This is a genomic window from Streptomyces sp. BB1-1-1, assembly GCF_031597775.1.
GTDB lineage: Bacteria > Actinomycetota > Actinomycetes > Streptomycetales > Streptomycetaceae > Streptomyces > Streptomyces thinghirensis.
Genome location: NZ_CP134203.1, coordinates 3,744,614 through 3,761,620 on the forward strand (window position 1 = coordinate 3,744,614; position 17,007 = coordinate 3,761,620).

The window sequence follows — 17,007 nt, forward strand, 5'->3', positions numbered from 1 at the left end:
CGTCCGCGAGGGTCAGAAACGCGAAGGTCAGGAAGTGGCCGTCCGGGACGGCCCGCGTTCGTCGGGCACGTGCCGGCGCCAGAGGCGTACGAGCAGGCGGGTCGCGAGCGACGCGGCCACGGGGGCGGCGACGAGGACCGCGAAACCGGTCAGCGCGCGCACGGTTCCCCCGGAAACGGGTTCGAGCAGCAGGCCGGCGGCGAGGGCACCGGACCAGGCGAACACCGTCATCAGCGAGAAGGAGACGGCGACCGGCACTTCGCCCAGCCTCCAGGCAGCGGCATCCACGTCCTTGTCGAAGCAACGGGAGCCCACGGCGCCCACCGCGACGAGCAGCCAGAACGCCGCCACGACGAGCAGGACGACGGTGAAGTGGAAGACGGGGAAGCCCACGGCGACCTCGGCGAACGTCCGCATGCTTCCTCCCCCGTGATCCCGTCCGTGACGGCGACGGCACGTCGGGCTCCGATACCGTCACCTGCCGGTATCAGGCACCGGAGCCATCCGATGTGCTCCCCTCACCCATATCCTGCCGACCGACCGCCCTTGCCGCATTGCCGTCTTCCGGCAATCTTCCGCCACCGCTGCATGCCGGGCACCGTTAAGAAGGCGTCAGGCCCACGCCCCCCGGGCAAGCGGTGTCCCGGGAGCACGCGGGGCACGCACGCGTCGACCGGCCGGACGCCGCACCGGCCGTACCAGACATAAGTGCCCATTGCACGTATCCCGCGACGGCATAACAGTCCGGTCTCACGTATCGGGATTTCGCCTGGTCACGGATGGTGATGTGATTTGCATCACTAAAACACCGGCAAAGTCGTGGTAGAACAACGCAACTCCGCAGGTGACTGGGTACAGCGCCGCTCTGCGGAGGGTCGGCACCCACCGGCGGCCCCGTTCGGCACGATCACGTTCCGGAACGGGACGGTGCGCGCCACGTTCGCCCACCGGACAACGACGTTCGCTCAGAGACTCAGAGACCGCTCACCGGCGAGACTCCCCCAGCCCGCCAGCCCCGCGTCATCGAGGTAGCAAAGTGTCACTCGACTCCGTCACCCAGTCCGTCGACGAAGCAGTCAGCGGATTCTTCGAGCCCATAGCCAAGTGGCTGGGGGAGGTGGTCTTCTACGCCGTCCCCGTCGGCGGGACCGACCTGCCCCTCATCGTCGCCTGGCTCGTCGTCGCCGGTCTGGTCTTCACCGGCTGGTTCGGATTCATCCAGGTCCGCAAGTTCAAGCTCGCCGTGGACGTCGTACGAGGGAAGTTCGACGAGAAGGGGTCGGCCGGCGAGGTCAACCACTTCCAGGCGCTGACCGCCGCCGTATCCGGCACGGTCGGCCTCGGCAACATCGCGGGTGTGGCCGTCGCCGTCTCCATCGGCGGTCCGGGCGCCACGTTCTGGATGATCCTGTGCGGCCTGCTCGGCATGGCCACCAAGTTCGTCGAGGTCACCCTCGGCGTGAAGTACCGCGAGGTGCACGCGGACGGCACCGTCTCCGGTGGCCCGATGCACTACCTCCCCAAGGGCCTCGCCGAGCGCTTCGGCAAGAACGGCAAGACCCTCGGCAAGGTCCTCGCGGTCCTCGCCTCCTTCATGATCCTGTTCTTCGGCCTCTTCGGCGGCAACCTCTTCCAGGTCAACCAGTCCTACGCGCAGCTGGTCTCGGTCACCGGCGGCGAGGACGGCGCGCTCGGCTCCTCCGCGGGCGCCCTGTTCTTCGGCATCCTGATCGCCGCGCTCGTCGGCATCGTGCTCCTCGGCGGCATCCGCTCCATCGCCAACGTCACCAGCAGGCTCGTGCCCGCCATGGCCGGCATCTACATCGTCGCCTGCCTGGTCGTGATCCTGGTGAACGTCACCGCCGTACCGGACGCCGTCGCCTCGATCGTCGAGGGCGCCTTCAACCCCGAGGGCGTCGCCGGTGGTGTGCTCGGTGCGCTGATCATCGGCTTCAAGCGGGCCGCGTTCTCCAACGAGGCCGGTCTCGGCTCCGCGCCGATCGCCCACTCCGCGGTCAAGACCAAGCACCCCGCCAGTGAGGGCCTGGTCGCGCTGCTGGAGCCGTTCATCGACACCGTCGTCATCTGCACGATGACCGCGCTGACCATCGTCATCGCCAACCCGGACAGCCTCGGCAAGGACATCGGCGGCGTCACGATCACCTCCGACGCCTTCGAGACGGTCCTGCCCTGGTTCCCGTACATCCTGACCGTCGCGGTGCTGCTGTTCGCGATCTCCACGGTGCTGACCTGGGGCTACTACGGCCTGAAGGCGTGGACGTACCTCTTCGGCCGCAGCCGGACCAGCGAGGTGACGTACAAGGTCCTCTACACCGTCTTCGCCATCGCGGGCTCCCTGCTGACGCTGCAGACCCTGATCGACCTGGCCGACGCGGTCCTCTTCTCGCTCGCGGTCATCAACATCATCGGCCTCTACCTGCTCGCCCCCGTCGTCAAGCGCGAACTCAACACCTTCCTGGAGTACGTCCGCGCCAGGAACGCCGGTGGGAGCACCGGAGACGGCGACGAAGACCAGGACTCGGTGAAGACCACCGTCTGACCCAGGACCACCGTCCGACCGACCACGAACGGGTCCGTGCTCACCTCGCGCCTCGGTGAGCCGGGCCCGTTCGCCGTCCCTCGGCCCGCCCGTGGGCAGGAGCCGCGCGGACTCAGCCCCAGGTCTGGCCGGCCGGTTCCCTGACGGTGCGGTTGAGCCGGTTGAAGAAGTTGGTCAGCGCGATCTCCAGGTTGATCGCGCCGATCTCCTCCTCGGTGAAATGGGCGTTGGCCTCTTCCCAGATCTCGTCGGTGACGCCCTCCGCGCCGTCCTGGAGCCGGGTGGCGCCCTCGGCCAGCGCCAGTGCCGCGCGCTCCGCATCCGTGTAGAACGGCGCCTCACGCCACGCCGCTACGTTGTGCAGCCGCTCGTCGGTCTCACCGGCCTTCTTCCCTCCGGCGACGCTGGCGTAGACGCACGCCGAGCAGCCGTTGACCTGGCTGACGCGCAGGTGGAGCAGCGCGAGCAGCCTCGGGTCGACGCCCCCTGCGGCGATCGCCTTGTGGAGGTGCTGGATCGCGGTCCACACGTCGGGGTTGCCGGTGTTCTCGGTGACTCCGTCGGCCTCGCGCTCCTCACGGTTCTCGACTCGCTGCGCCCTGACGAGCGACTGGCGTTCGTACTGCACGACGTGTTCGCCGTGCCCCACAGGGAGATAGGCGCGATTTTCGGCAAGTCCGCCGACGCGACCAAGATGCTCACCAGCCGCGCCCGCAGGAAAGTGCGGACCGCCCAGCAGCCGGCGAGCGCCGGACGGCGGCAACGCGAGGTGGTCCAGGCGTTCCTGGCCGCCGCCCGCGACGGACGGTTCGAGCGGCTGCTGCACGTTCTGCACCCCGAAGTGGAGTTCACCGTCCACACCCCGGACGGTCGGTTCGTCACGATCGGAGCCACCGAAGTCGCCGCCCGCGCGCGCATGGCCCGCGACGCGGCAGGAGCGCATGCGGCGACCGTCAACGGCCGCCCCGGTGTCATCTCCTGGAGCGCGGACGGCACTCCGCTCTCCCTCCTCGACTTCACCGTCGCCGACGGCCGCATCACCGCGATCACCGCTGTGATCGACCCGGCCGAACTCGCGCTCATGAACCTGCCGGGCCCCCCGCTGCCGGGCGACGGCCTGATGGGGAAGGCCCCGGCCGAGGAGAGGTGAGGACCCGGGGCTCCGGGACGCACCTCATACCGGAAGCCGATCGGAAGCGCATCGGAAGCCGAGAAATCTGGTCTCGGAAGCGCTGCCCCTGGTCGGATCGGGCGATGCACAAGGCACATCGGCCCACTCGGGGCGCGTGCCGTATCCGCTCAGCCGGATACCGGCGGCAATGAGGTGACAGATGAGTAGTACACGAGTACCGCCCGGCGCCGACCCAGACCTTCGGCGACAACTCACCGGTGCACCCCGCGCCCTCCGGACCGTCCGGACCGGACGGTCCGGCCGGGCTGCCGCACGCCGGCGGGTGGCGGTCCGACCCGGCCGCGGTGCCCGGTGACGCCGACCGGGCGCGGAGCGTCTTCGTCGTCCACGGCCGCGACGACCAGGTACGGCCCGAGATGTACGAGCTGCTGCGCCGGCTCGATCTGCGCCCCAAGGAGTGGGAGGACCTGGTCAGAGCGACCGGCCACGCCTCGCCATCCTCGGTGACGTGGTCGCCGGCGCTCCAGCGCAGGCCCAGGCGGCGCTCGTCCTGCTCACCCCGGACGACGTCGTCTCCCTCCACCCGGACCTGCAAGGGCACAACGAGCCCGACTACGAGACCCGGCCCGTGTGCCAGCCGCGCCCCAACGTCCTGATCGAGCTGGGCATGGTGCTGATGGCGTACCCCGAGGGCACGCTGATCGCCGAGGTGGGCGGCCTGCGGCCGATCGCCGACATCGCGGGCCGCAACGTCATCCGCTTCGACGGCTCCGGGACCGCCCTCGGCAAGATCGTGGAGCGGCTGAAGCTGGCGGGCTGCACGGTGAACGACACCGGGTCCGACTGGCGCCACACCTACCCGTTCCAGCACCTGTCCGCCTACCACCGCCGGCCGTAGCCCGGCGGATCCGGCGCCGCCAGCACCCCGAGGAACGCCGCGACCTCCGCCAGATCGACCCGTTCCAGCTCGGCGGGGCGCAGTACGACCCGCAACTCGCGGCAGATCGCCCGCTCCCGGGAGCGGGTGATGAAGGAGAGCAGGAACAGGCGCAGCAGACTGTCCTCATCGAGCCCGTGCAGCCGGGACAGCCCCGAACCGATCAACGGCACGGCCACGCAGTCCAGCTGACCGTGCCGGTAGACGGCGTCCCACACCCGGCTGAGGCTGAGCCACAGTTCCTCCGGGCTGGACCGCGCCACGCAGTCGTTGCCGAGCCGGCTGTAGGCGACCCCGAAGACCAGCCGCGGCCGGCTGCCGAGCACCGCCACCGTGCCGACCGGGTAGCGGTCGAGCTTGCCGTACGTCTTGTTCTCCCGAGACTCCCGGGCGACCGGCACGGCCGTGCGCAGAGCCGCGTCGAGCTCGTCGTCCAGCCGCCGCGCGTCACCGTCGTACCGGCGCTCCAGCAGTTGCCCCTGCACGCTGGCGCCGCTGATGACGACGCCGTCGCGGACGTCGGTGTCTCACGCACGCCCGTCGCCGGCCCGTACGCCCGTCACCCTCATGTACGCCCCGTCGTCACGTACGCCCCGCCCTCACGCCCGCCCGTCGTCCCCCTCCTCCGCGCCCCCTCCGCTCACCGTGAACCCGATCACCGACCCGCCCCCGTCCCGCCGGAAGGCGAACGGCGCTCCCCCGTGCGCCAGCGCCACCTCCCGCACGATGGACAGGCCGAGGCCGGAACCGGGCCGCGAACGGGCGTCGGCGGTGCGGAAGAAGCGGTCGAAGACCCGGGTCAGGTCGGCTTCGGCGATGCCCGGACCGCGGTCGCGGACCTCGACGCGGACCGGGCCCTCCAGGGTGGGCCCGGCGACGGCGACCTCGATGGGCCCGGTGCCGCCCGGGTCGAACTTCGCGGCGTTCTCCACCAGGTTGGACAGCGCACGGGTCAGCATCGCGGGCCGGCCTTCCGTCACCGTCTCCCCGCGGACGCTCACGCCGATCTCCCGCCCGGTGCGGCGCCGGGCCAGGCTCGCGACGTCGCGCGCGACCCGCGCCAGGTCGACCCGCTGCGGGGGCTCCCCGGCGGACTGCCCGGCCGCCAGCTCGACCAGTTCGTTGACCAGGTCGGTCAACTCGCGGGCCTCCTGGCCCAGATCCGCGACCAGTTCCTGGCGGGCGCCGGACGGCAGCTCGTCGATCCGGCGCAGCAGCGAGATGTTGGTCCGCAGTGAGGTGAGCGGCGTACGCAGCTCGTGCCCCGCGTCCTGGACCAGGCGCCGCTGGTCCTCCTCCGACTGGGCGAGGCGGACCAGCATCAGGTCGATGGCGCGGCCGAGGCGGCCCACCTCGTCGGGACCGGTGACCGGCACCTGGACGCCCAGCCGACGGGTGCGGGCCACGTCCTCGGCGGCGGAGGTCAGGAGCACCAGCCGCCGGGTCATGCGCCGCGCCAGCCACCAGCCGAACAGCCCGGCGGCCGTCACCACCGCGGCCATCAGCAGCAGCGTCCGCCGCTGCAGCGCCCGCAGCAGGTCCTCGGTGTCGCTGAACTCCTGCGCCACCTGCACCGCGCCCCGGCCACCGCCCAGCGACACGGTCGCGACCCGGAAGACGTCGCGCCCGACCCCGACGTCCTCGTGCTGGACCGTCCGCCCGGCCACGGCGGCGTGCGCGGTCCGCCGGTCGGCGTCGGTGACCGGCAGCGGCGGACCGGCCGGGTCGGACACCTCGCCGTCCGGCCCGAGCACCTGCACGTCCGTACGGGCCGGGCGCACGATGTCGTGGCCGGGCGCGGAGGAGGAGAAGTCGCCGGGCGACAACCGCCGCTCGCGCACCTCGGCCCGCAGGTCCTGCACGACCTGCGCGAAGACGGACTCCTGGTCCACCCGGACCAGCCGGGCCGCGGCGTTGTACGACAGCACGCCGACGAGGACCGTGACCACGGCGGTGACCGTCGCGAAGGACACCGCGAACGTCGTCCGCAGCGACAGCAGCCGGGGCCGGCGCCCGAGCGGGGAGGGGCCCACTCAGTCCTCCCGCAGCACGTAACCCACGCCGCGCACGGTCTGGATCAGCTGCGGCGCGCCCGGCTGGTCGAGCTTGCGGCGCAGGTAGCCGACGTAGACGGCGAGGTTCTTGGAGCCGGGACCGAAGTCGTAGCCCCAGATACGGTCGTAGATCGTGGAGTGGTCGAGCACGATGCCGACGTTGCGGACCAGCAGCTCCAGCAGCTCGAACTCGGTACGGGTCAGCTCCAGCTCGCGCCCGCCCCGCCAGGCACGGCGGGCCCGCGGGTCCATGCGCAGCCCGGCCGCCTCCAGGCAGCGGGCGGCGTCCGGCTCCTCCGGCGCGTCGGCCGCGGCGGAGGAGCCGGACGCCGTGGTGGCGGAGGTGGTGGCGGAGGCGTTCGGAGTGCCCGTCTCCTCACGGTCGGTGCGGCGCAGCAGGGCGCGCAGGCGGGCGAAGACCTCCTCCACGTCGAAGGGCTTCACCACGTAGTCGTCGGCGCCCGCGTCCAGGCCCGCGATCCGGTCGGCGGTCTCCACCAGCGCCGTCAGCATCAGGATCGGCGTGGCATCGCCCTCGGCGCGCAGCTCCCGGCAGACCTGGAGGCCGTCGATGCCCGGCATCATCACGTCCAGCACCAGCACGTCCGGCCGGCCGCTGTGGGCCCGCGCCAGCGCCTCGGTGCCGTCGGCGACCGCGGTGACCCGGTAGCCCTCCAGGGTGAGGGCGCGCTCCAGGGCGTGCCGGATCGCGCGGTCGTCTTCGGCGAGCAGAACAGTCCGGGGCACGCGTCCAGTCTGCCAAGGCCAGGGGCCCGGTGACCGGACGGCCGGGCTTCTTACCGAGATCTCACCCGGCGGGCCGGAGCGCGGCGAGCCGCTCCTCGAAGGGCACGACCTCGAAGGCGTCGCCCGCCGGCTTCCCGGCCGGTTCCGGGGCCGCCGACAGCCCGCCCGACAGTTCGCCCGACAACCCGGCCATCAGCCCCGCCAGCTCCCCCGCCGCCCGCTCGATCCGCCCGTCCAGACCCTCGGCGCCCCAGTCCTCCGAGGCGGCGTAGACGCCGGTCGGGACGACGACGGCCTTCAGGTAGGCGAAGAGGGGACGCAGGGCGTGGTCCAGGACCAGGGAGTGCCGGGCCGTGCCACCGGTCGCGCCGATCAGCACGGGCTTCCCGGCGAGGGCGTCCTCGTCGGTCACGCTCAGCGCGTCGAAGAACGACTTGAACAGCCCGCTGTACGAGGCCGAGAACACCGGCGTGACGACGATCAGGCCGTCGGCCGCCGCCACCGCGTCGAAGGCGGCGGCCAGGTTCCGGCCCGGGAACCCGTTGGTGAAGGTGTGCGCGATCTCCACGGCGAGGTCGCGCACCTCGACCACCTGGACCTCCGCCGGCGCCCGGCCGACGGTTGCGGCGGCCAGCCGGTCGGCCAGCAGCCGGGTGGACGACGGGACGCTCAGCCCCGCGGAGACGACGACGAGCCTCATGCCCGTACTCATGCCCGTACTCCTTCCTCGGCCGTGTTCTTGCGGGTGGCCAGCAGGGACGCGTGCGTCGGCGCGTCCGGCACGTTCGCCGGGCGGTCCTTGGCGAACTCCTCGCGCAGCACCGGCACGACCTCCTCGCCGAGCAGGTCGAGCTGCTCCAGCACGGTCTTCAGGGGCAGCCCGGCGTGGTCCATCAGGAACAGCTGGCGCTGGTAGTCACCGGCGTACTCGCGGAAGGCCAGCGTCTTCTCGATCACCTGCTGCGGCGAGCCGACGGTGAGCGGCGTCTGCTCGGTGAAGTCCTCCAGCGACGGCCCGTGCCCGTAGACCGGCGCGACGTCGAAGTAGGGCCGGAACTCGCGCACCGCGTCCTGGCTGTTCCGCCGCATGAACACCTGCCCGCCGAGGCCGACGATCGCCTGCTCGGGGGTGCCGTGCCCGTAGTGGGCGTAGCGGGCCCGGTAGAGCTCGACCATGCGCTTGGTGTGGTCGGCGGGCCAGAAGATGTTGTTGTGGAAGAAGCCGTCGCCGTAGTAGGCCGCCTGCTCGGCGATCTCCGGCGACCGGATGGACCCGTGCCAGACGAACGGCGCGACCCCGTCCAGCGGCCGGGGCGTGGACGTGAACCCTTGCAGGGGCGTACGGAACTTCCCCTCCCAGTTCACGACGTCCTCGCGCCACAGGCGGTGCAGCAGGGCGTAGTTCTCGACGGCGAGGTTGATGCCCTCGCGGATGTCCTTGCCGAACCACGGATACACCGGGCCGGTGTTGCCGCGCCCCATCATCAGGTCCACCCGGCCGTCGGCCAGGTGCTGGAGCATCGCGAAGTCCTCGGCGATCTTCACCGGGTCGTTGGTGGTGATGAGGGTGGTGGAGGTGGAGAGGACCAGCCGCTCGGTGCGTGCGGCGATGTAGCCGAGCATGGTGGTCGGCGACGACGGCACGAAGGGCGGGTTGTGGTGCTCGCCGGTCGCGAAGACGTCGAGCCCGACCTCCTCGGCCTTCAGCGCGATGGCGACCATGGCCTTGATCCGCTCACGCTCGGTCGGCGTACGGCCCGTGGTCGGGTCCGGCGTGACGTCGCCGACGGTGAAGATGCCGAACTGCATGGTCGCTCAACCTCCGAGTTGTTGACGGTTCAACTATACCCGGAGAACGGAGAGCGACCAGGGACTATTCCCCCCTGCGGATCCCCCACCGCCGGTGCGGGTCCCCCGCCACCAGTACGGGGTCCTCACCACCGGTACGGGGCCCTCAACACCAGTACGGATCCCTCCCCGTCCGTGCGAGCAGCCGCTCGAACTCCGACGCCCCCTCGGCCACCGTGACCGGCGCCCCGAACACCCCCATCTCCCTGGCCGTCGGCGCCAGCTCCGCCACCGCGCCCGCCAGCTCCGCCACGACCGCCTCGTCGGCACCCGGGTACTCCCGGCCCGTCGCCCGCGCCAGATCCCACCCGTGCACGGTCAGATCGAGCAGCGCCATCGAGCCGACCAGCCGCGCGGGCATGTTCATCGCGCCGGTCGTCCCCTCCTCGGCACCGGGCGCCGACCAGGCCGCCACCAGCCGGTCCGCCTCGTCCAGCAGCCGCTCACGCCACTCGGGGCTCCCGGCGACCCGGTCCGGAGTCTCACCGAAGTCCGCCGCCTCCTTCCGGGCCAGCCGCTGGAACTGCACGACCACCTGGAAAAGGTGATCGACCAGCGCCTTCACGTCGTACTCGGCGCAGGGCGTGGGAGCGGCCAGCGCCGCCTCCGAAACGCCCCGCACCACCGGGACCGCCCGCTCACGCGCCATGGCCAGCAGCTCACCGACGCCGTACGCCTTCACACCGTTCGCGTCCATGCCCCGACCGTAGGGACGTCCGGGGCCGCCCTTCTTGAAGAAACGCGACACCCCGGAAGACGCGACGTACGATCCGGGCATGGAGGCACCCCGCCACGACACCCGCGGGATCGTCGACCCGGGCACGCTGCTCCACCGCGTGCGATTCCGCCGGCACGAGCCCGCCGAGCCGCTGCGCCGGTACGTCGAGTGGTACTGGCTCATCGACTGGGACCTGCGCACCCCCTACGCCTCCCACGTCGTACCGCACCCCTGCGTCAACCTCACCTTCCAGTGGGACGAGGACGACGGCCCGCCCTACGCCGAGGTCACCGGCGTCGCCCTCGGCCTGTACACGCGGAAGCTGACCGGACGGGGCCGGGTCTGCGGGGCGAAATTCCGGCCCGGAGGCTTCCGGCCGTACACCTCCCGGACGCCGGTGTCCCGCTGGACGGGGCGCGCCCTGCCCGCCCGGGAGGTGTTCCCCCGGGTGACGGACGCCACGGCCCACGCCGTCACCACCCCCGCCGACGACCGTGACCGCGTGGCCGCCCTCGACGCCTTCCTGCTCAGCCTGCCCTGCGCCCCGGACCCGCAGGCCGACCACGCCGTGGACCTCGTCGACCGCATCCGCTCCGACCGCACGGTGCGCCACGTCGGTGACTTCGCCCGGGCGCAAGGCATGTCGGTGCGGGCCCTGCAGCGGCTCTTCGCGGCACATGTCGGCGTCAGCCCGAAGTGGGTCGTCCTCCGGTACCGCATCCACGAAGCCCTGGAACGCGCCGGCACCCGCACCGACATCGACTGGGCCGCACTCGCCGCCGAACTCGGCTATGCCGACCAGGCCCATCTGGTGCGGGACTTCAGGGCGACAGTGGGGGTACCGCCGACGGCGTACACGGCGTACACGGCGTACACGGCGTACACGGCGGAGACGGCGTACACGGCGGAGACGGCGTACACGGCGGAGACGGCGTACACGGCGGAGACGGCGGAGACGGAACCGGCCGGCTCCGGAGCCCCGGACAGAGGCGTGCGAAGCTGACCGTCATGCTCGTGCTCCGCTCCGCCGCCCTCTTCGTCGTCGCCGCCCTCTTCGAGATCGGCGGCGCCTGGCTGGTCTGGCAGGGCGTACGCGAACAGCGCGGCTGGCTCTGGGCCACCGGTGGCGTCCTCGCCCTCGGCGCGTACGGCTTCGTCGCCACCTTCCAGCCCGACGCCCACTTCGGCCGCATCCTCGCCGCGTACGGCGGGATCTTCGTGGCCGGCTCGATCCTGTGGGGCATGGTCGCCGACGGCTACCGCCCCGACCGCTGGGACGTGACCGGCGCGCTGGTCTGCCTGGCCGGGATGGCCGTGATCATGTGGGCACCGCGCAACGGCGGCTGACTACGCTGGGCGGCGACCGGTAACACCGACCGAGACCGGTAATACGACCAAGGAGCAGCCCATGGCCCCCGCAGCCGCCCCGTCCGCCGCCTCCCGCATCGCCGTCGTCACCGGTGCGAGCAGCGGCATCGGCGCCGCCACGGCCCGGCAGCTCGCTTCGGCCGGCTACCGCGTCGTCCTCACCGCCCGCCGCAAGGACCGCGTCGAGGCGCTGGCGGAGGAGATCCAGGCGGCCGGCCACAAGGCGACGGCGTACCCCCTGGACGTCACCGACCGCGAGGCGGTCGACGAGTTCGCGACCGCGTTCAAGGCGGTCGGCGTCCTCGTCAACAACGCGGGCGGCGCGCTCGGCGCCGACCCGGTGGCCACCGGCGACCCGGACGACTGGCGCCGCATGTACGAGACGAACGTCCTCGGCACCCTCAACCTCACCCAGGCACTGCTCCCCAAGCTGGAGGCGAGCGGCGACGGCACGATCGTCGTCGTCTCCTCGACCGCGGGCTTCGCCACCTACGAGGGCGGCGGGGGCTACGTCGCCGCCAAGCACGCCGAACACGTCCTCGCCGAGACCCTCCGCCTGGAGATCGTCGGCCGCCCGGTCCGCGTCGTCGAGATCGCGCCGGGCATGGTCAAGACCGACGAGTTCGCCCTGACCCGCTTCGGCGGCGACGAGGACAAGGCCGCCAAGGTCTACCAGGGCGTGACCGACCCCCTGTCCGCCGACGACGTCGCCGACACCATCACGTGGGCGGTCACCCGCCCCGCCCACGTCAACATCGACCTCCTGGTCGTCCGCCCCCGCGCCCAGGCATCGAACACGAAGGTCCACCGGGAGGGCTGACGCCGGACGGCGTCCCCGGCGTCAGCCCTTCACGCAGACGACCTGCTTCAGCTTGGCCACGACCTCCACGAGGTCGCGCTGCTGGTCGATGACCTGCTCGATCGGCTTGTAGGCACCCGGGATCTCGTCCACGACGCCCGAGTCCTTGCGGCACTCCACGCCCCGCGTCTGCTCCTCCAGGTCCTTGGTCGAGAAGCGCCGCTTGGCCGCGTTCCGGCTCATGCGCCGACCGGCGCCGTGGGAGGCGGAGTTGAAGGACTTCGCGTTTCCGAGGCCCTTGACGATGTACGAACCCGTGCCCATGGAACCGGGGATGATCCCGTAGTCCCCGGAACCCGCGCGGATCGCGCCCTTGCGGGTCACCAGCAGGTCCACGCCGTCGTACCGCTCCTCGGCGACGTAGTTGTGGTGTGCGCTGATCTCCGGCTCGAAGACCGGCCTGGCCTTCTTGAACTCCTTGCGGACCACGTCCTTCAGGAGCGCCATCATGATGGTGCGGTTGTACTTGGCGTACTCCTGCGCCCAGAACAGGTCGTTGCGGTACGCCGCCATCTGCGGGGTGTCGGCGACGAACACCGCGAGGTCGCGGTCGATCAGGCCCTGGTTGTGCGGGAGCTTCTGGGCGATGCCGATGTGATGCTCGGCAAGTTCCTTGCCGATGTTGCGGGAACCGGAGTGGAGCATGAGCCACACAGAACCGGTCGTATCCGTGCAGACCTCGACAAAGTGGTTGCCGCTTCCGAGCGTCCCCATCTGCTTCCCGGCCCGCTCGTGACGGAATTTGACCGCTTCGGCGACTCCATCGAACCGCCCCCAGAAGTCGTCCCACCCCGCCGTCGCCAGCCCGTGGAACCGCCCCGGCTCGACGGGACTGTCATGCATCCCCCGCCCCACCGGAATCGCCTGCTCGATCTTCGAGCGCAGCCGCGACAGGTCGCCCGGCAGGTCGTTCGTCGTCAGGGACGTCTTCACCGCCGACATTCCGCAGCCGATGTCGACCCCCACCGCGGCCGGGCACACGGCACCCCGCATCGCGATCACGGACCCGACCGTCGCGCCCTTGCCGTAGTGCACGTCCGGCATGACGGCGAGGCCCTTGATCCACGGCAGGGTCGCGACGTTGCGCAGCTGCTGGAGCGCGCCCTCCTCGACCGTCGCCGGGTCGGCCCACATCCGGATCGGTACCTTCGCGCCCGGCATCTCCACGTACGACATATCGTCCTCATTCCCCCGGAAAACAAACAGAAGTCTCAAAGCGCAAAACCGGCGCCAAGGGCAGTCAAAGGGACAACCGACCGGCGTTCACGGCAGCGCGTGCGATACACATTGTCTGCAGGGGACGCCCCCGTGCGGCAAGCGATTAACCAGCGGGGACACTGGAGTACCGACCACAGCCACACCGGCGAGAGGAGCCGCACCGTGCAGCGGAAGGCCTATGTACCCGGCGTCGCCGCCCTCCTGGCGGCGCTGCTGGCCGGCTGCACCGGCGGCTCGGGCGACGGCGCCACGGCGGACGACTCGAACCCGGGGCAGCCCGGTGTCGCGACCGAGGCGGCCGAGCCCGGCAAGTACCGCACCCTCCCGGAGCCGTGCGGCGCGGTCGGCGACAAGGCGCTCGGCTCGCTGCTGCCCGGCCTCGAGGAGATCGCGGACGAGGAGCAGCGGAAGAAGGCGTACGCGGGCGAGGCGACGCTCGCGTACGACACCGACCGCAAGGTCGGCTGCCGTTGGAAGGTGGATTCGGCGGACGCCACCAACCACCTCTTCGTGGACTTCGAGCGGGTGGTGTCGTACGACACCTCCGTGAGCGACGACAGCGAGGCCGAGACGCTCTTCGCCCAGCAGGTGGAGTCGGCCGACCTCCCCGAACCGACCGTCTCGGAGTCGGGTTCGGAGTCGGAGTCGGGTGCGGAGTCCGCGTCCGGTTCCGCACCGGAGTCCGGGTCGCCGTCCGCCACCGCACCGTCCGGCACGCCCTCCGCCCCGGCCTCCGGCTCCGCGTCGTCCACCGCCCCCTCGTCGAGCGCGTCGGCCGGTGCCACGCCCGCCGAACTCCAGCCCCGGCTCCTGGACGATCTGGGTGACGAGGCGTTCGTGGACGACGAGCTGAGCAGCTCCGGTTCGACGGCGAAGCGGCGCACGGTGACTGTGGCGTTCCGCACGTCGAACGTCGTGGTGACCATCGAGTACGCGGAGCAGTCGGCGACTCTCGGAGTCGTGCCGGACAGCGAGGAAATGCAGGACATGGCGCGGAAACTGGCTTCCCAGCTGGCGGATTCACTGAGCGGTTGAGCCCGGCTCGGGCTCCCTCGCGTCCGCGCGCGATGCACTGAAGCAGGGCCGTGCGGTTTTCCCACCGCGTACGGTGGCCCCTCGGACCCGTTCCGACCGCAGGAACCACGAGTGCCATGAGTGAAGGAACCATGCAGCGACGAGCCCAGCGTGACCAACGAGACCTGGGGGTACCTCCCACGCCGTCCAGGCAGTGGGGGAGAGCGAAGCGACTCCGCCGCGCCTTGGTCGGCGCGGCCGCCGTCCCCGTGATGCTGGTGGCAGCCGGCTGCTCCTCGGACTCCGGCTCCGACGACGGCAAGGAGAAGGCCGCGGACAAGACGGCCGCGTCCAAGTCGGCGAAGCCCTCCCCGACGGTCCAGGCCGCGGCGTACGGGAAGCTTCCGGAGCCGTGTTCCGTGCTGTCGAAGAAGACGCTGGAGGACTTGGCGCCGAAGGCCGATTCCGGCAAGGAGGGCGCGTCCAACGACACGGCGACGCGCGCCGGTTGCTCCTGGGACAGCCTGGACGACAACGGTGTGAAGGGCTCTCAGTTCCGCTGGCTGAGCGTGTCGATGCTGCGCTTCGAGTCGGACGCGTCCCGCGGCGAGGGCGACAAGCTGGCGCGCGACTACTACACGAAGCAGTTGCAGGACGCCCAGTCCGCGCAGGGTGCGAAGAGCGTGAAGACCGCGCCGGTGAGCGGCACGGGCGACGAGGCGTCGGTGGTGCGCTACGACCTGAAGAAGAAGGAAGGCACCTTCAAGCAGCAGACGGTCGTGGCGCGCGTCGAGAACGTCGTCGTCACCGTCGACTACAACGGCGCGGGCCTGGCCGGCGACAAGACACCGGACGCCGACGACCTGGTCAAGGACGCGCAGAAGGCGGCCAAGGAGGCGGTGGCCGCGGTGACGAAGGCCAACACCGCCGACACCGACGGCGGCAAGCCGGGCACCTCGTCGTCACCGTCCAAGTCGGCGTCGGACTCGGACTCGAAGTCGCCGTCGAAGTCGAAGTCCTCGTCGAAGTCGTCGTCCAAGACCGGCTGACAGGTCGTATCGACCCACCGGCCACCCGTCCCCCGCACACATGTGCCACTCTGTTCCGCGCAACAACAGGCACTGGGAGGGGAGTACGGGTGGCCGCGCCACTAGAGCTGACACGGACGCATCGCGTTCTCATCGGCATGGTCGTCTTCGGTGCCGTCATCATCGCCGGGATCGGCTTCGCGGGTTCCTACGCGGCGGTGCGGGAACTGGCCCTGCAGAAGGGCTTCGGGAACTTCAGCTACGTCTTCCCGATCGGCATCGACGCGGGCATCTGCGTGCTGCTGGCCCTGGACCTGCTGCTGACCTGGATCCGCATCCCCTTCCCGCTGCTGCGGCAGACGGCCTGGCTGCTGACGGCGGCGACGATCGCGTTCAACGGCGCGGCGGCGTGGCCCGACCCGCTGGGTGTGGGCATGCACGGGGTGATCCCGATCCTGTTCGTGGTGTCCGTCGAGGCCGCCCGGCACGCGATCGGCCGGATCGCCGACATCACCGCCGACAAGCACATGGAAGGTGTCCGCCTCACGCGCTGGCTGCTCTCGCCGGGGCCGACCTTCCTGCTGTGGCGCCGGATGAAGCTGTGGGAGCTGCGCTCCTACGAACAGGTGATCAAGCTGGAGCAGGAGCGTCTGGTCTACCAGGCCCGGCTGCGTTCGCGGTTCGGGCGCGGCTGGCGCCGCAAGGCCCCCGTCGAGTCGCTGATGCCGCTGCGCCTGGCCCGCTACGGGGTGCCGTTGTCGCAGACGGCCCCGGCGGGTCTGGCGGCGGCGGGCATCGAGCCGGCGCTGTTGCCGCCGGCGCCGCAGGCCGACGCGCTCCCGGACGGACGGGCGGCCCACGGGACCGCGCCCTCCCTGCGGAAGGCGGAGCCCGCCGGTGAGCAGCGCCCCGAGCTGGTCGGCGGCCGGGAGCCGGCGCCGGAGCCGGTGCGGGGGCAGGCCGCGGGGGGCCAGAACCCCGCGGTGGGCCCGAACTCCACGTCGGGCCAGAACCCGGCGGCAGGTCAGCACCCGGCCGCGGGCCAGGACCCCGCGATGGACCCGAACCAGAATCCGTGGCTGCACGCCCGGGACCCGCAGTCCGTCGAGTATCACGGCGACTACGACCCCGCCTACGACCCGGACCAGTACGCCCAGTGGGAAGCGGAACAGCGGCAGGCCGAGCAGTACCGGCAGCAGTTCGAGGAGGAGCCCCCGGTGCGGGAGCCCTCCCCGGAGGACACCGGCAGTTTCCCCATCCCGGTCGGCCCCCACCGCACCCGCGAGCTGGGGGAGGGCGGTGGCACGCCTGAGCCGCAGGGCCCGGACGAGGACGCCTACTACCAGGTGTTCAAGCAGTCGATCAACGGCAGCTATCCGACGCCCCGCGAGTTCGGTGACAACGTGGAGGCGACGTTCGGTACGCCGCTCGCCGATCCGGAGGCCAAGCGGCTGGTGAGCCGGTTCACCAATCGTCACAGCGCGGAGCTGGAGGACGAGCACATCGCCTGACCGGCGGTGAGCA

General features: G+C 71.3%; 18 protein-coding genes and 1 pseudogene. 9 read left to right on the forward strand and 10 right to left on the reverse strand.

Going from position 1 to position 17,007, the window contains the following annotated elements:
• Positions 1-27: 27 nt before the first annotated feature.
• Positions 28-417 carry a hypothetical protein gene (locus RI578_RS17200; protein WP_310871901.1) on the reverse strand — a complete coding sequence of 130 codons (390 nt, stop codon included), beginning with the start codon at positions 415-417 and terminating at the stop codon, positions 28-30.
• A 619-nt stretch (positions 418-1,036) separates the two neighbouring features.
• On the opposite strand from RI578_RS17200, the gene RI578_RS17205 reads away from it, so the two are divergent.
• A complete protein-coding gene (locus RI578_RS17205; protein WP_310871902.1) occupies positions 1,037-2,560 on the forward strand; it encodes an alanine/glycine:cation symporter family protein in 1,524 nt (507 codons plus the stop codon).
• 112 nt (positions 2,561-2,672) lie between these two features.
• Here RI578_RS17205 and RI578_RS17210 read toward each other — a convergent pair whose 3' ends face one another.
• On the reverse strand, positions 2,673-3,089 hold the full coding sequence (locus tag RI578_RS17210) for a carboxymuconolactone decarboxylase family protein (protein WP_399060451.1): 417 nt from the start codon (positions 3,087-3,089) through the stop codon (positions 2,673-2,675).
• Between RI578_RS17210 and RI578_RS17215 the strand changes: the two genes are divergently transcribed.
• Positions 3,069-3,710, forward strand: a complete 642-nt coding sequence (locus RI578_RS17215; RefSeq protein ID WP_399060454.1) for a sigma factor-like helix-turn-helix DNA-binding protein — start codon at positions 3,069-3,071, stop codon at positions 3,708-3,710. The two genes, RI578_RS17210 and RI578_RS17215, sit on opposite strands and share 21 nt — an antisense overlap.
• Positions 3,711-3,943: 233 nt before the next feature.
• On the opposite strand, the gene RI578_RS17220 is transcribed toward RI578_RS17215, so the two are convergent.
• Positions 3,944-4,180 (reverse strand): hypothetical protein, encoded by a 237-nt coding sequence (locus tag RI578_RS17220; RefSeq protein ID WP_310875994.1) that lies wholly within the window; start codon positions 4,178-4,180, stop codon positions 3,944-3,946.
• A gap of 20 nt (positions 4,181-4,200) precedes the next feature.
• Here RI578_RS17220 and RI578_RS17230 point away from each other — a divergent pair, with 20 nt between their 5' ends.
• Positions 4,201-4,590 carry a TIR domain-containing protein gene (locus RI578_RS17230; protein WP_399060457.1) on the forward strand — a complete coding sequence of 130 codons (390 nt, stop codon included), beginning with the start codon at positions 4,201-4,203 and terminating at the stop codon, positions 4,588-4,590.
• On the opposite strand, the pseudogene RI578_RS17235 reads toward RI578_RS17230, so the two are convergent.
• The 6 genes and pseudogenes from RI578_RS17235 to RI578_RS17260 all read right to left on the reverse strand — a co-directional run.
• Positions 4,572-5,144 (reverse strand): annotated as a pseudogene (locus RI578_RS17235) (macro domain-containing protein); the annotation flags it as partial. The gene RI578_RS17230 and the pseudogene RI578_RS17235 sit on opposite strands and share 19 nt — an antisense overlap.
• 84 nt (positions 5,145-5,228) lie before the next feature.
• Positions 5,229-6,662, reverse strand: a complete 1,434-nt coding sequence (locus RI578_RS17240) for a HAMP domain-containing sensor histidine kinase (protein ID WP_310871903.1) — start codon at positions 6,660-6,662, stop codon at positions 5,229-5,231.
• Positions 6,663-7,430: a response regulator transcription factor gene (locus RI578_RS17245; RefSeq protein ID WP_310871904.1), complete on the reverse strand. Its 768-nt coding sequence runs from the start codon at positions 7,428-7,430 to the stop codon at positions 6,663-6,665. It lies immediately after the preceding gene.
• A 61-nt stretch (positions 7,431-7,491) separates the two neighbouring features.
• Positions 7,492-8,130, reverse strand: a complete 639-nt coding sequence (locus RI578_RS17250; RefSeq protein WP_310875791.1) for a CE1759 family FMN reductase — start codon at positions 8,128-8,130, stop codon at positions 7,492-7,494.
• An 8-nt stretch (positions 8,131-8,138) separates the two neighbouring features.
• Positions 8,139-9,239 carry an LLM class flavin-dependent oxidoreductase gene (locus tag RI578_RS17255; protein ID WP_310871905.1) on the reverse strand — a complete coding sequence of 367 codons (1,101 nt, stop codon included), beginning with the start codon at positions 9,237-9,239 and terminating at the stop codon, positions 8,139-8,141.
• A 145-nt stretch (positions 9,240-9,384) separates the two neighbouring features.
• Complete coding sequence (locus RI578_RS17260) at positions 9,385-9,975, reverse strand: TIGR03086 family metal-binding protein (RefSeq protein ID WP_310871906.1); 591 nt, start codon at positions 9,973-9,975, stop codon at positions 9,385-9,387.
• A gap of 79 nt (positions 9,976-10,054) precedes the next feature.
• On the opposite strand from RI578_RS17260, the gene RI578_RS17265 reads away from it, so the two are divergent.
• From RI578_RS17265 to RI578_RS17275, 3 genes are all read left to right on the forward strand, one after another.
• The gene (locus tag RI578_RS17265) at positions 10,055-10,999 is read left to right on the forward strand and encodes a DUF6597 domain-containing transcriptional factor (RefSeq protein WP_399060462.1); all 945 of its coding nucleotides are present in this window, start codon (positions 10,055-10,057) and stop codon (positions 10,997-10,999) included.
• A gap of 5 nt (positions 11,000-11,004) precedes the next feature.
• Positions 11,005-11,343 (forward strand): YnfA family protein, encoded by a 339-nt coding sequence (locus RI578_RS17270; protein ID WP_053135097.1) that lies wholly within the window; start codon positions 11,005-11,007, stop codon positions 11,341-11,343.
• 61 nt (positions 11,344-11,404) lie between these two features.
• Positions 11,405-12,184: an SDR family NAD(P)-dependent oxidoreductase gene (locus RI578_RS17275; RefSeq protein WP_310871907.1), complete on the forward strand. Its 780-nt coding sequence runs from the start codon at positions 11,405-11,407 to the stop codon at positions 12,182-12,184.
• A 21-nt stretch (positions 12,185-12,205) separates the two neighbouring features.
• Here the strand turns inward: RI578_RS17275 and RI578_RS17280 are convergent, their stop codons facing one another.
• Positions 12,206-13,399, reverse strand: coding sequence for an RtcB family protein (locus RI578_RS17280; RefSeq protein WP_310871908.1), 1,194 nt, complete (start codon positions 13,397-13,399; stop codon positions 12,206-12,208).
• Positions 13,400-13,603: 204 nt separating this feature from the next.
• Between RI578_RS17280 and RI578_RS17285 the strand changes: the two genes are divergently transcribed.
• The 3 genes from RI578_RS17285 to RI578_RS17295 all read left to right on the forward strand — a co-directional run bounded on the left by RI578_RS17285 (position 13,604) and on the right by RI578_RS17295 (position 16,994).
• On the forward strand, positions 13,604-14,476 hold the full coding sequence (locus RI578_RS17285) for a DUF3558 domain-containing protein (RefSeq protein WP_310871909.1): 873 nt from the start codon (positions 13,604-13,606) through the stop codon (positions 14,474-14,476).
• 131 nt (positions 14,477-14,607) lie between these two features.
• Complete coding sequence (locus RI578_RS17290) at positions 14,608-15,504, forward strand: DUF3558 family protein (protein WP_310875792.1); 897 nt, start codon at positions 14,608-14,610, stop codon at positions 15,502-15,504.
• A gap of 89 nt (positions 15,505-15,593) precedes the next feature.
• Positions 15,594-16,994: a DUF2637 domain-containing protein gene (locus tag RI578_RS17295; RefSeq protein ID WP_310871910.1), complete on the forward strand. Its 1,401-nt coding sequence runs from the start codon at positions 15,594-15,596 to the stop codon at positions 16,992-16,994.
• The last annotated feature ends 13 nt before the right edge of the window (positions 16,995-17,007 follow it).

What these genes read in the sequence shown, in the direction of transcription:
- RI578_RS17200 (WP_310871901.1), bottom strand. Translation starts at nt 417, where the DNA reads ATGCGGACGTTCGCCGAGGTCGCCGTGGGCTTCCCCGTCTTCCACTTC.
- RI578_RS17250 (WP_310875791.1), bottom strand. Translation starts at nt 8,130, where the DNA reads ATGAGGCTCGTCGTCGTCTCCGCGGGGCTGAGCGTCCCGTCGTCCACC.
- RI578_RS17255 (WP_310871905.1), bottom strand. Translation starts at nt 9,239, where the DNA reads ATGCAGTTCGGCATCTTCACCGTCGGCGACGTCACGCCGGACCCGACC.
- RI578_RS17260 (WP_310871906.1), bottom strand. Translation starts at nt 9,975, where the DNA reads ATGGACGCGAACGGTGTGAAGGCGTACGGCGTCGGTGAGCTGCTGGCC.
- RI578_RS17265 (WP_399060462.1), top strand. Translation starts at nt 10,055, where the DNA reads ATGGAGGCACCCCGCCACGACACCCGCGGGATCGTCGACCCGGGCACG.
- RI578_RS17270 (WP_053135097.1), top strand. Translation starts at nt 11,005, where the DNA reads ATGCTCGTGCTCCGCTCCGCCGCCCTCTTCGTCGTCGCCGCCCTCTTC.
- RI578_RS17275 (WP_310871907.1), top strand. Translation starts at nt 11,405, where the DNA reads ATGGCCCCCGCAGCCGCCCCGTCCGCCGCCTCCCGCATCGCCGTCGTC.
- RI578_RS17280 (WP_310871908.1), bottom strand. Translation starts at nt 13,399, where the DNA reads ATGTCGTACGTGGAGATGCCGGGCGCGAAGGTACCGATCCGGATGTGG.
- RI578_RS17290 (WP_310875792.1), top strand. Translation starts at nt 14,608, where the DNA reads ATGCAGCGACGAGCCCAGCGTGACCAACGAGACCTGGGGGTACCTCCC.